The organism is Candidatus Arthromitus sp. SFB-turkey, from assembly GCF_001655775.1.
Lineage (GTDB): Bacteria > Bacillota > Clostridia > Clostridiales > Clostridiaceae > Dwaynesavagella > Dwaynesavagella gallinarum.
Window position 1 is genome coordinate 39874 of the sequence record NZ_LXFF01000023.1, and the last position, 13336, is coordinate 53209.

Here is a 13336-nt window from a genome sequence, read left to right on the forward strand (position 1 = left end):
AAATTTAAAAATGGTATATAATTTAATTATTATTTAATAGTAAGAAGGTGTTTTAATTGCAAAGAATGTGTATATTGAAAAAAAATATAGCATTTTTTTTGGTTGTAATAAGCGTGTTATTCGTATTTGTTTCTTGTGGATTTAACAATCACACTAAAGTTATAGAAAAGTTTTTGACTAATTTTAAAAATCAAAAATTTACAGAAAGTTATGTTTATTTAATGGATAATGAAGAATCGTCAATTTTTAAAGGTTATATGGAAACAGTTATAAATTCACAAAATTCTGATAATGAACTTGGTAAACTTAATAAGGCAATTATAGATAAAATTTTTGATTTTACATATGAAATTGGAGAAGTTAATGAAGAGGGAGAATCTGTAAAAGTAAATGTTAATTTTAAATATTTTGAGTTATTAAAAGCATATGAAGGTGCTTTAAATGATTTTTTGACAAAATCTTTGGATTTTGAAAATTTGGATAATTTGTATAGTGTTGAATATATAACAAATCTTTTGATAGAACACATTAACAAACTTGAAAAACAAGAGAAAAATTTAGAGATTGAAGTTATTAAAGATAAAGATTGGAAACTTGTAATGAATAGAGAATTAACAGAGATATTAACAGCAAATTCTATTAAATTTATTGATTCTGTGAAAGAAAATATATCTATTGAGTGAAATTTATAAAAAATAATAAAAGATTTATAAATATAAATATTTAAATTTTGTAACAATATAAAATATAAAAAATTTAAAAATTTGTATTTTTAAATATTGTAAATGTGGTATATTATAGTTGAGTTATTTTGATTATTTAGGAGGATGGAGTTTTGAGTAAAATTGTTTTTGTTGGAGCTAATCATGCAGGAACAGCTGCTATTAATACAGTTTTAGATAATTATAGTAATAATGAAGTTGTTGTTTTTGATAGAAATTCAAATATAAGTTTTCTAGGTTGTGGAATGGCTTTATGGATTGGAAATGTAATTGATGGACCAGAAGGTTTATTCTATTCATCCAAAGAAAAAATGGAAGCTAAAGGTGCTACTGTTCACATGGAGTCAGAGATTAGTGATATAGATTTTGAAAATAAAGTTATATTAGGTAAATATAAAGATGGAAAAGAGTTTAAAGAAAGTTATGATAAATTAATATTAGCTACAGGATCTCTTCCAATTTCTCCTAATATTCCAGGAAAAGATTTAGAGAACGTACAGTTTGTAAAATTATATCAAGATGCGGCTCAAACAATTGAAAGATTAAATAATCCTAACATTAAAAATGTAACTGTTATTGGAGCAGGATACATTGGAGTTGAGCTTGCAGAAGCATTTGAAAAACATGGAAAAAATGTTACTCTTTTAGATTTGGCTTCAACTTGTTTGGAAAGATATTATGACAGACCATTTACAGAAATGATGGAGAAAAATTTAAGAGATCATAATATTAATACTAGATTTGGAGAAAAAGTTGTTGAGCTTAGAGGAAATGGAAAAGTTGAGAAGGTTGTAACTGATAAAGGTGAAATTGATGCTGATATGGTTGTTTTAGCAATAGGATTTGTTCCAAATACATCACTTGGAAAAGATAAAATTGATAAAATAGCTAATGGGGCTTACAAAGTTAATTTAAAAGGTGAAACTAGTGTTAAAGATGTTTATGCGATTGGTGACTGTGCGACTGTTTATGATAATTCAAGACAGGAAACAAATTATATAGCGCTTGCTACTAATGCTGTTAGAAGTGGTATTGTTGCAGCTCATAATGCTTGTGGAACTGAAATTGAATCAATTGGGGTTCAAGGTTCAAATGGTATTTCTATTTGTGGATTAAATATGGTTTCTACAGGATTAACTTTAAATACTGCTAAACAATTAGGTTTTGATGCAGATTATACAGAATTTGAAGATACACAAAAACCAGCATTTATGAAACATAATAATGAACAAGTTAAGTTGAGAATAGTATTTGATAAGGCTACAAGAAGAATTTTAGGAGCTCAAATGGCATCAAGACAAGATATATCTATGGGAATACATATGTTCTCACTAGCTATTCAAGAGAAGGTTACAATTGACAAGTTAAAGCTTCTTGATTTATTTTTCTTACCACACTTTAACCAACCATATAACTATATAACTATGGCTGCTCTTTCAGCTAAGTAAATTTAAAAATGAGTTATCTTAAAAGATAACTCATTTTTTTGTTTTTTCAAAATTATTGACAATAAATGTACGTACATGTTAGGATTTTTTATATTAAAAATTTCATTTTGAGGAGTTAGAAATGAGTAAATATTTGGTAACTATGATGGTGTTAATATAATTGATAATGAAATAAATATAATGTTTCAAGAGATACAATTAGAAAATTATTGTCTATATTAGAAAAGGAAGGATATATACAAAAGATTAAAGGTAAAGGATCAATTGTTTTAGATATACAGAGATATGATTTTTTTGTAACAAGAATCTATACTTTTAAAGAAATTTTTAGTAATTTAGGGAAAAAATATGTTACAAAAGTCAAAAGTTTAGGTTTAGTTTTTCCAAATGATAAAATTAAAAAAGAACTTTCACTTAGTGAAAATGATAAAGTTTGGAGAATAATAAGAGTACGGGAAATAGATAATGAAAATATAATTTTGGATAAAGATTATTTATGTCATAGTAGCGTTGAGTCTATAACAGAAGAAATTTGTGAAAATTCTATATATGAATATATTGAAAATGAATTGAATCTTAAGATTGCGTATGCAAAGAAAGAAATAACTACACAAATGGCCAGTGAAGATGATATTAAATATTTGGATATGAAAGATTATCAAATGGTGGTTGTTGTTAAAAGTTATACGTATTTAGATGATACAACACTTTTTCATTACACAGAATTTAGACATATACCAGATAAATTTAATTTTATATATTTTGCAAAGAAGATAATTTAAAATATATTTGTTAAAAATTTGCCCTAGTAGATTTTATTTATTAGGGCAAATTTTTTTTAATCATAATCGTAATTTTTTAACCATTCTTCATCTGGTTCAAATATTTCCATTTTTAGATTGCTATTTTTGCAAACTAATATTTTTGTTTTAAGATTTTCACTTGCTACAACAAATGGAAACTCTTCACGATTTGTTGCTGCACCAAAATTACCATTTTTATCTAATGCTATTACTGACATAGTTCCAGGTGTATAATTTGTATTTTTAAAACGTTCGATGTGATCCTTTATAGAATTTTCACAAGCAGTTTGTACATCTTCTCCCATTTTCATGCGATTTACTATTGAAATTGATAAACATCCTTTCATTATGTCTTCTCCTACTCCAGTTGCAGCAGCACCACCTATAAGTGAATCGCAATAAAATCCTGAACCTATAACTGGAGAATCTCCAACTCTTCCTGATTGTTTCATGAATAAACCAGAAGTAGATACTCCGACAGCCATATTTTTATTAGAATCAAGACCAATCATACAAACAGTATCATGTCCATCGTATGCCTCTAGATTATCTGGATCAAAATTATTTTTTATTTCTTTATTCCATCTGTCTATGGCAATATCATTTAACATATTTTTAAATTCAAACTTGTTAAGTCTAGCAAATTTTTCTGCACCGTGAGAACTTAAATAACAATTACGCTTACGCTCGCTTAAAAGATGAGCAACTTTTATTGGATTTTTAATATTTTTTACGGAACATATAGCTCCAAATGATAAATCATTTCCATCCATGAAGGCAGCGTCTAATTCAAGTTCACCTTCTATATTTGGAAGACTCCCAAAACCAACAGAATTAAATGATGGATTATCTTCAATATGAGATATAGATTCCTCAATAGCAGTTTTTACATTTCCGTCATTTTTTAAAATATTTTCACCAATAATAATTCCATCAAATGCCATTTTCCAAGTACCAATCATTGAATATTTCATAAATATACCTCAATTTAAATATTTCCTAATTTAATATATAAACATACAAACTTAAAGTCAATAATAAAAAAATAAAAAAATTTTTGTATAAATGTATAAAAATCTTAAAAAATGAAATTAATTAGATATCCTTAATTTTTACTATAACTTACTATACAAATTTAAAATCTCTAACCATATTTTGGTTGGAGATTTTTTTTATGAAAATTTGTTATTAAAATTGCAATAAATATTTACGAAAATATAAGAAAGATGTTCGGACTTAAATTTTATGTTGATTGGGGTGAATTTTGTGAAGTCATGTAATGTATGTAAAACAGTAGTTAAAGATAATGATAATTTTTGTACATTTTGCGGGAGTAAGATTCAATCTTTAAGTGAGCTTATACAGGAAAAAAGAAATGAAATGTTATTAAATGATAATAAAGAATCGATAGATAATTTTAATAATGGATTTTTAAGTACTGAAGTAAGAAAATTTAAAAAAAACAGAAGGACTTTAGTTTTAAGTTTGATTTTTTTATTAATAGCTATATTTTTAGGTTTGTTAGTAGGAAATCAGATAGATGGAGAAAATGTTCAAAAAGAGAATGTTGTTATAGAAAGTCAACTTGATAAAAACGATTATGGTGATGTTTATAATAATGGGAATAACGTTGCAGATAAACAAGAACAAGAAAATTTATTTGATGGTGAGTTTAAACCTATTAATGAAATGGAATATAATTTTCAAAATAATAAAGTTGTGGGAAATACACAAGAATATTTAACTCCACCTGGTAATGTTAATGAAAAAGTATCTATGAGTGGGGATATGTTTTTACAATTATATAATGCAACTGATAGTTTGAAAATGGATAGAGATAAAATTTTATTTACATCTTTAGTTAGAGATTTAAATGGAAAAGATTTGTGTAAATTTGTTTATAATGCACATCAATTTACAGCAACTTATGGAGATAATGATAAACTTTTATATATTATGAATTCATTTGGTGAAAAAGTTTTTGAAGATGGACAAGTTATAAAATCTATAGAAGAATTTTTAGTTTCCTATGAAGATATGTTAAATATAAGCAAGATTAGTAAAATGATTATAAATTTGATACATGATGAGCCTACCATTTCAAAGTTTCCTAGTATAATTAATCAGCAGTATTTATGGAATATAACTGTTCAAAATAATCTTATTACAGTTGTATCTTATGTTGATCATAGAAGTGAAAAAGGTGGAAAAATTAGAGAGAATTTCAAAATTATTTTGAAGAAAGATGGTAGTATATATAAAATAGTTGATTTGATTTTTAATGGAGAAAAAAGTGAAAAGATAATTTATTAACAAGACAGAGTTTGTGTGATATAATTATCACTCAAGTTCATTTTTAAAAGGGTGATATATTTGAAATTTGTTGGAATTTTTATTACCGTAATTTTAGCCTTAGTATCAAATTTCATAAGCGATTTAATTCCAATGCACTTAATATCGGCTGGAGTTTTTGCTATGATATTGGGTATGTTTTTTCATAAATTTATAATTAAAAGTTCTGATATAGAATATGGATTGAAATTTGTAGCGAAAAAGATACTTAAATTTTCAATAATTTTAATGGGATTTACTCTTAGTTTTTCTCAAGTGTTTTATGTTGGAAAATACTCTTTAATTGTTATGGTTTTTACATTGGTAGCTGCATTTGGTGGAGGGTATTTATTAGGAAAATTATTTAAAATGGATTGGAAGCTTTCAGGATTAATTTCTGCTGGTACAGGTATTTGTGGTGGAAGTGCTATTGCGGCAATTGCTCCTACTATTGAGGCTGAAGATAAATTTGTAGCTTATGCAATTTCAGCGACATTTATATTTGATATTCTTATGGTTATTTTATTTCCGATTATGGGAAAAAAATTAGGAATGAGTGATTTAGGTTTTGGTCTTTGGGCTGGAACTGCTATAAATGATACATCTTCAGTTGTTGCAGCAGGATATGCGTTTTCTGATTTAGCAGGAAAATTTTCTACTATTGTAAAATTAACAAGAACTCTTTCAATAATACCGGTAGTTTTAATTTTTGGATATATTCATCAAAGAGAAAAAATAAGAATGAATATTAGTTCTAATGAAAAGATAAAAGTTTCAATTAAGTCTATTTTTCCATGGTTTATAATATTTTTCTTATTGATGGTTCTTGTAAGAAGTTTGTGTGATGCTTTTCTTGTTGGAAGGTTTATTACATCAGAAATGATTGGAAATATGTCTAATGTTATTTCTACTGTGAGTAAATTTTTGATGGTTATGGCACTTGGAGCAATTGGACTTTTAACTGATTTTAAAAAAGTTATGAAAAGTGGTTTCAAACCCATGTTACACGGATTTATAATATCAGCTTTGGTGGTTGTTGTTGCATATGTTGTTCAACTTATGATAGGTCAAGTTTAAGGGCAACAATAAAATAAGGATGCAGTTTTCTGCATCCTTATTTTATTTGTAGAAATTTAAAAATTATATAACTTTATTTTAAATATAAAAATTGTTATCATTTATTTGTATTTTTGAGAAATATTTGAGGAGAGAAAAACTTTTATGTCAAATAGGAAAAGAGTTTCAGTTATGGTTATTGCACATATTCCAATGATAATTGGAGCTGTTGTTTTAGGTTTAAAAGGTGGATTAATAATGGGAATTGTTTATGGTGTTTTAAGTTTTTGGTTTGGACATTCATGCCATCATCACCTATAGCATTTTTATTTACGTCGTTTTATTCTTTGGGAGAGATAAGTGGGAATTTTTGGAGCTTAATTATTTGTTTTGTTCCTAGAATATTGATAGGATTGTTAACTTATTTTCTTATTAGTGCAATTTATAAGGTTTCTAAAAATAAATTTGTGTGTAATTAAAGTTGATGAATTTTATGCCATTGGTTATGGTGGTTTATATTCATTAGGTAAAAGTTGAGCTATCGTTGTTAGTATGGGAACTGGAACTGTATATGTTAAGGCAACAGAAAATTTTATAGTACATATAAGAGGAAGTGGAGTTGGTAGAGGTACATTAATTTGATTTTCAGAAAAGTTACTTAATATTACGAATTTAGATTTAATTGATAAGTATATAAAAAAGGATCTCTTTCAAAAGTTGATTTAGCTATTGAAGATATTTGTAATGAGTTGATTCCATTTTTACCCTCAGATACAACAGCATCAAATTTTGGAAGTATTAAATTTGATGCAACAAAAAATGATTTAGTATTTGTAATAATAAATATGATTTATCAAACTATAGGATTACTTGCAGTGTTTTATATAAAAAATGATAATATTAAAGATATTGTATTAACAGGAAGTTTAACTACATTTTCTGTTATAACTCAAGTTTTTAAGAAACTTGAGATTTTATATAATGTTAAGTTTAATATTCCAAATGATAGTGTATTTTCCACAGCCATAGGAACAATTATTTATTATAAAAAATTTTTGCAATAATTGCATATTTATGTCGAGAAAGGAAATAATTTTAAAAAGATTATTTTCCAGGAGGCTTATTATATGGTAAAAAATATCATTGCATTAATTTTGAGTTTTATGTTTATTATTTTTATAGCTAGTTATAGAGTTTCGGCACTTAGAGATAAAGAGTCGTATGAGTATGCTTGTTATGAGACTGAAAATAGTTTTTTAAATAATATTGGTTTAGATAAACTTAGAAGCAAATTTTTTGATAAATTTAAAATATTTGACGCAAATAGAGAAGAGAATAAGAATCTTATTAAAGCAAATCGTGAATTAAACAAAGAGATAAAAGAGAAACTTAAAGAAAATAAATCAAATCTTTCTCAAGATACATGGAAAGAAATTAGATCTTATAAGAATGAAATAAACGATATGAAAATTTCAACGAGAGAAAAAGTTAAAGATTTGATTGATAAGCAAAAAGAATATTTGCAAAATTCTAATTATAGTGATGAATCTATTGAAGAGTTTATAAATGTTTTGATAAGTGCTCAAGAGTTGAAAAGAGAAAGTATAGAGTTTGAAAAAAATTATTTACACAAAATAAATGATTTAATATGATAAAGGTACTTAATTTTTTAAGTACCTTTATCATTTTTTATATAATAGAGCACGTGAGGATATAATTTTGAATTTTTAGAAACTCTTGGATGGTTAAAATCTTTTAAATAATTCATTTTGATTTTTTTCATAACTTTTTGGGATGGTATATTTAATTTAGATGTAAAACTATAAATTTGCTGAAAATTTAAATTTGTGAAACCGTGTTTAATACACGCTAAAGCTCCTTCACTAGCAAAGCCATTATTCCAATAAATTTTGTTAATTCTCCATCCTATTTCAATAAAGTTATCGTTGATTATACCAGGTAAAGTTGTATTATGAAATCCAATGAATCCGATAAAATTTTTATTTGATTTCAGTTCACATGCATATAAACCGTATCCATATGTATTTAATTCATCATTGATTTTATTATAAAAATTTATTGTTTCGTCTTTGGTTAGTATATTTGGGAAAAATTTCATTATTTCTTTATCAGAATTCATTTTTATGAATGTGTGGAGATCTTCGTTTTTCCAATTTCTTAAAATTAATCTATTTGTTTCTAAATGTATCATGAGGTATGTCTCCTAAAAAAATTTAAAATGGAGGTTTTTTAAGATGATAGCAATAATATCACCGTCACTTACAATGGAAGAATGTAGTGATAATTATACAAATTTAACGATACCTTTTCAAGTTGACATGGCTAAGAAAATTGTTTCTAGAATAAATGAACTTAATATTCAAGATATGAAATCTATAATGAATATTAATGAAAAATTAGCTACAATTAATAAATTGAGATATAAAAAAATAAAATTTGATAATAATGGAAGTCCAGCCATACTTTCTTATACTGGAACAGTTTATAAAAATATTAACGCATCAATATTTGATTTAGATGAAATTGAGTTTTGTAAAAAACATGTTAGGATTTTAAGTGGTCTTTATGGGATTTTAAAACCTTATGATAGTATCTACGAATATAGACTTGAGCTTAAAACTAAGATTGATATTGAAGATAGTAATAATTTGTATGATTATTTTGGGAATTCAATATATAAATGCTTAATTTCAGAAGATAGAGAAATTGTAAATCTTTGTTCTGGTGAATATAGCAAAGCGATAATTCCATATTTAACAAATGAGGATAAGTTTATAACATGCAGTTTTAAAATTAATAAAAATGGAGTTTTGAAAACTTTTGCAACAGATGCTAAAGATACAAGAGGAAGAATGATAAATTTTATCGTAAAAAATAAAATAAATAATGTAGAGTTATTAAAGAATTTTAATGAAAACGGATATGTTTTTAGAGAAGAATTATCCAATGATAGTGAATATGTTTTTGTAAAATAAAAGTACTCATTAAGAGTACTTTTTTAATTTAATATGATTTCTAACATTAATAATAGTATAAAGCCTAATATAAAACCAATGGTTCCATGATTTTTAGATTTATTTGAATTACATTCTGGTATTAATTCATCAATAACAACAATTATTATAGTTCCGGCAGCAAACGAAAGTATAAAAGGTAGAAGGGAAACAATTTTATTTGCTAAAATAATTCCTAGTATACCTCCTAATGGTTCTAGTAATCCAGGAATGGATCCTATAACAAATGATTTTAGTGTTGAAATTCTTTCATTTTTTAATGGTATGGAAAGAGAAAAACCTTCTGGGAAATTTTGTAGTACCATAGCGATTGATAAGGTGATTGCGCCAGCTAGACTTCCGGTTAGATTTTGAGAACTACTTAAAGAGAAAGCTATACCTATTGAAATTCCTTCAATCATATTGCGCAGTGCAGAGGATAAAATTATAAGAGATTTTTTCTTTAGAGACATGGATATAGGTAGATTATTTTTTAAAATTATACATGATATAAATTTATCTGTTAATTTGAATGATAAAGCTCCTAAAATGAAACCTAAAGTTATGGAAAACAAATTAGTTAGTTTATTATCTGATAATTCTGTAGCTGGTATGAGTAATGACCAAATAGAAGATGAAATCATCATACCTGCAGTGAAACCTAAAAATATTTTATAATATTTTATACTTAAATTATTTTTGATAAACAATACACAAGAAGCACCTAGTATAGTTGATATCATTGCTATTGTTGTACTTATTAATGTTAGTTTCAATGATGAGAAAGTATACATTATTTAAGAAAAACTCCTGAAGACTTCTAAGATAAATTAAATAAAAATACGAATTTATTTTAATAATATTAAATAGATTTAATATTGTGATTATAGAAAAATATATTTTTTATTTTTGATTTTAGGAATTTAGATTAATGCAATTTTGGATATGTATTAAAAAATAGAGTATTTAAATTTAAAATATTTAAATTTATTATATAAAATTATAGAATTTCGTTAAAAAAAAGTATATATGCTTGATAAATGTGTAATTAGTAATCTTGATTTTTAATTAAGTAATGTTATATTATATTGTAGCCTACTAATGGTAAATGCTATTAATAATATCTAAATTAAAATATCATTTTTATCATGTTTATAGTGATGTGATTGTTTGATTAGTATTTAGTTTGGTTTTGAATTTTAGGAGGTTTTCATGAACAGTAGATTAAAGAAGCTTTTGGGAGGAATTGTTTTAAGTTCTACTTTATTTTGTGTTGTTCCAAAGGCTGACCCACTACCTGTTAATGAACAAGTTAATCAGGATGATGAAGAGGGAATTTTTGAAACTATTTACGATAAAATAGCAGGTGGAGATACTAATATTTCTGTTTCAAACGATGACGATTTAGGAATAAGACCAAATATTGATGTTGATGATCCACCGAAACAAGATGTTCCTCAAAAAAATAGAAGCACAGAGGTTAAAGAAGGTACAGAGCAAAAAGTAGAAAAAAGTAGTAATGAGAGCATGGGCAGTAATATTGCAAATTTTGCTAAAAGTTTAGTTGGAAAACCATATGTTTATGGTTCAACAGGACCTAACTCTTTTGATTGTTCGGGATTTGTAGTTTATGTTTATAAAAAATTTGGAATTAATCTTCCAAGAACTAGTCAAGCTCAGGCTTATGTAGGAAAGAGAATAAGTAAAAGTGAGTTACAACCTGGTGACTTGGTATTTTCAAATACGTATTCATCTTTGTCTCATGTTGGAGTTTATATAGGTAATGGACAGTTTGTTCATGCGGCAAATTCAAGCACAGGTGTTACAATTTCTAATATAAATGATGGTTATTATGGTCCAAGATATGCTTGGTCAACGAGACCATATTAAGATTGAAGGCAATGTTTTAAAACATTGCCTTTTTTATTATTATATTTAGAAAAAAAATACATATATTTTTATTATAGTTTATTTTGGGGGGATAATATGAATTGTAGAAGAGATAAGTATAAAAAAAATATGAGAAGTAAAGGCATATTTATTTCAATTTTATCTATGGTTTTAGTTTTAGGATTATCTTTCGTTATTGCTAATGGTTTAGCTATGGTTATATATAAAGGTGGCATTTCAGAAAATTTACAACAAAATGTTGGTGATAAAGAGAGTGTTTTGGAAGAGAAAGAGAAAAATTATCAAAATGAATTGTTAGAAGATAATTTGGTATTATTTCAAGGTGGAGTTTTCACAGATTTAGAGAATGCCGAAGAATTTAAAGATAGTATAGAAGATAAAACTTTAGCTAGTATTGTTAACGATGGAAAATATGAAAGAATAGTTTTAGGAGTATCTACTAAGGATACATTTTTAGATATGGTTGAAATGTTTAAAAAGAATAATATTCAATTTGTAAAGCAAGTGTACAGAATTCCTACTGATGTAAAATACAATTCTGAAATATTGGAAATTATAGATTTATTTACTAATTTTGTTTTGGATAATTTTGAATATTTGACAGATGAATTTGATATAGAAGATTTTAAACAAGATGTTATAGAAGTAGAAGCAAATTATGGTAAGGTAGGTTCGTATAAACAATTCAAAGATCTTAAAGAGTTGATTTTAGAACTTGATGATAAAATTGTTAAGGAAGATTTAGAGAGTATAGTTGATTTTATATATTTTAGTTTTAAAGATTACAAGATTTAAATTCGTATTCAATAATGCTTGTTTAAATTAGTCTTAAATGATAGAATAATATAGAAATTTTGTATTTAATGTAAATTAATGCCAGTACATATAAAAAATATTTTAAAATTTATAAAAGTGTATATTAATTGAATAATAAAGTATAAAAATGTAACAATCTTAAAATGAGCGATGCAAAAATATTGTAAATGAGTGTGAAGAAAATAATTAAGTTATTTGAGAGGAGATAGATTATGGGGTTGTTTGGTATAAGTAAGGATATGGGAATAGATCTTGGAACTGCAAACACACTTGTATATGTAAAAGGAAAAGGTATAGTTTTAAGAGAACCATCAGTTGTTGCGATAAATGACATTACAAAAAGAGCTTTAGCTGTAGGTAGAGAAGCTAAGCAGATGATTGGAAGGACACCAGGAAATATTGTTGCAATAAGGCCACTTAAAGATGGAGTTATAGCAGATTTTGAAGTTACACAAACAATGTTAAAGAGATTCATTGAGAAAGTTACATCTAAAAGTATTTTGGCTAGTCCGAGAATTATAGTATGTTTTCCATCAGGAGTTACAGGTGTTGAAAAAAGAGCTATTGAAGAAGCTACTAAGCAAGCTGGTGCTAGAGAGGTTGTTCTGATGGAAGAGCCTATGGCTGCAGCCATAGGGGCTGGTTTGCCTGTTGATGATGCTACTGGAAGTATGATAGTTGACATTGGAGGTGGAACTACTGAAGTGGCAGTTATATCTCTTGGAGGTATTGTAACAAGTAAATCTTTGAGAATAGCTGGAAATGAATTAGATCAGTCTATAACTAGTTACATAAAAAAAGAATTCAATCTTATGATTGGAGAAAGAACTGCAGAACAAGTTAAAATGGAGATAGGTTCGGCTTTTCAATTAGATGAGGTAGAAAGAGTTATAGATATAAAGGGAAGAGATTTAGTAACTGGATTACCTAAAACTATTAAGGTAACTGAAGATCAGATAAGAGATGCTCTTAAAGAGCCGGTGTCTGCTATAATAGATTCTATTAAAACAACTCTTGAGAAAACTCCTCCAGAGTTAGCGGCGGATATTATGGAAAAGGGTATAATGCTTGCTGGTGGTGGAGCTTTGTTAAGAAATTTAGATGCTTTGATAAATTATGAAACTCACATGCCTGTTCATATAGCAGAGCAACCTTTAGATTGTGTTGCTTTAGGAGCTGGAAAGGCACTTGAAAATTTTGATAGGATAGCTAAAAATCAAAGAGGATATTAGTAT

Annotated in this window: 14 protein-coding genes and 1 pseudogene; 12 read left to right on the forward strand and 3 right to left on the reverse strand. The window is 26.3% G+C overall.

What is annotated here, in order from left to right; all coding sequences use genetic code 11:
* The first annotated feature begins 56 nt into the window (after positions 1–56).
* From A6P36_RS04375 to treR, 3 genes and pseudogenes are all read left to right on the forward strand, one after another.
* A complete protein-coding gene (locus tag A6P36_RS04375) occupies positions 57–683 on the forward strand; it encodes a hypothetical protein (RefSeq protein ID WP_066761359.1) in 627 nt (208 codons plus the stop codon).
* Positions 684–835: 152 nt separating this feature from the next.
* The gene (gene nox, locus A6P36_RS04380; RefSeq protein ID WP_066761360.1) at positions 836–2170 is read left to right on the forward strand and encodes a H2O-forming NADH oxidase; all 1335 of its coding nucleotides are present in this window, start codon (positions 836–838) and stop codon (positions 2168–2170) included.
* 185 nt (positions 2171–2355) lie between these two features.
* Positions 2356–2952: pseudogene (treR, locus tag A6P36_RS04385) on the forward strand (trehalose operon repressor); the annotation flags it as partial.
* Between the two features lie 56 nt (positions 2953–3008).
* Here the strand turns inward: treR and A6P36_RS04390 are convergent.
* Positions 3009–3947: a N(4)-(beta-N-acetylglucosaminyl)-L-asparaginase gene (locus tag A6P36_RS04390; RefSeq protein WP_066761363.1), complete on the reverse strand. Its 939-nt coding sequence runs from the start codon at positions 3945–3947 to the stop codon at positions 3009–3011.
* A 292-nt stretch (positions 3948–4239) separates the two neighbouring features.
* Between A6P36_RS04390 and A6P36_RS04395 the strand changes: the two genes are divergently transcribed.
* The 5 genes from A6P36_RS04395 to A6P36_RS04415 all read left to right on the forward strand — a co-directional run bounded on the left by A6P36_RS04395 (position 4240) and on the right by A6P36_RS04415 (position 8012).
* Positions 4240–5286: a zinc ribbon domain-containing protein gene (locus A6P36_RS04395; protein WP_066761365.1), complete on the forward strand. Its 1047-nt coding sequence runs from the start codon at positions 4240–4242 to the stop codon at positions 5284–5286.
* 51 nt (positions 5287–5337) lie between these two features.
* Complete coding sequence (locus tag A6P36_RS04400) at positions 5338–6381, forward strand: YeiH family protein (RefSeq protein ID WP_082917616.1); 1044 nt, start codon at positions 5338–5340, stop codon at positions 6379–6381.
* A 144-nt stretch (positions 6382–6525) separates the two neighbouring features.
* Positions 6526–6681: a hypothetical protein gene (locus A6P36_RS08375; protein WP_242861655.1), complete on the forward strand. Its 156-nt coding sequence runs from the start codon at positions 6526–6528 to the stop codon at positions 6679–6681.
* A gap of 428 nt (positions 6682–7109) precedes the next feature.
* Complete coding sequence (locus A6P36_RS08380; RefSeq protein WP_066761368.1) at positions 7110–7424, forward strand: hypothetical protein; 315 nt, start codon at positions 7110–7112, stop codon at positions 7422–7424.
* 63 nt (positions 7425–7487) lie between these two features.
* A complete protein-coding gene (locus A6P36_RS04415) occupies positions 7488–8012 on the forward strand; it encodes a hypothetical protein (RefSeq protein ID WP_066761371.1) in 525 nt (174 codons plus the stop codon).
* A gap of 17 nt (positions 8013–8029) precedes the next feature.
* Here the strand turns inward: A6P36_RS04415 and A6P36_RS04420 are convergent, their stop codons facing one another.
* Positions 8030–8572 carry a GNAT family N-acetyltransferase gene (locus A6P36_RS04420; protein ID WP_066761372.1) on the reverse strand — a complete coding sequence of 181 codons (543 nt, stop codon included), beginning with the start codon at positions 8570–8572 and terminating at the stop codon, positions 8030–8032.
* A gap of 43 nt (positions 8573–8615) precedes the next feature.
* On the opposite strand from A6P36_RS04420, the gene yaaA reads away from it, so the two are divergent.
* Positions 8616–9356 (forward strand): peroxide stress protein YaaA, encoded by a 741-nt coding sequence (yaaA, locus tag A6P36_RS04425; protein ID WP_066761373.1) that lies wholly within the window; start codon positions 8616–8618, stop codon positions 9354–9356.
* Between the two features lie 23 nt (positions 9357–9379).
* Here yaaA and A6P36_RS04430 read toward each other — a convergent pair whose 3' ends face one another.
* Positions 9380–10168, reverse strand: coding sequence for a ZIP family metal transporter (locus tag A6P36_RS04430; protein ID WP_066761375.1), 789 nt, complete (start codon positions 10166–10168; stop codon positions 9380–9382).
* Positions 10169–10586: 418 nt separating this feature from the next.
* Between A6P36_RS04430 and A6P36_RS04435 the strand changes: the two genes are divergently transcribed.
* From A6P36_RS04435 to A6P36_RS04445, 3 genes are all read left to right on the forward strand, one after another.
* Positions 10587–11264, forward strand: coding sequence for a C40 family peptidase (locus A6P36_RS04435; RefSeq protein ID WP_066761377.1), 678 nt, complete (start codon positions 10587–10589; stop codon positions 11262–11264).
* Positions 11265–11360: 96 nt separating this feature from the next.
* Complete coding sequence (locus A6P36_RS04440; RefSeq protein ID WP_066761379.1) at positions 11361–12080, forward strand: hypothetical protein; 720 nt, start codon at positions 11361–11363, stop codon at positions 12078–12080.
* Between the two features lie 233 nt (positions 12081–12313).
* Complete coding sequence (locus A6P36_RS04445) at positions 12314–13333, forward strand: rod shape-determining protein (RefSeq protein WP_066761381.1); 1020 nt, start codon at positions 12314–12316, stop codon at positions 13331–13333.
* Positions 13334–13336 lie beyond the last annotated feature (3 nt).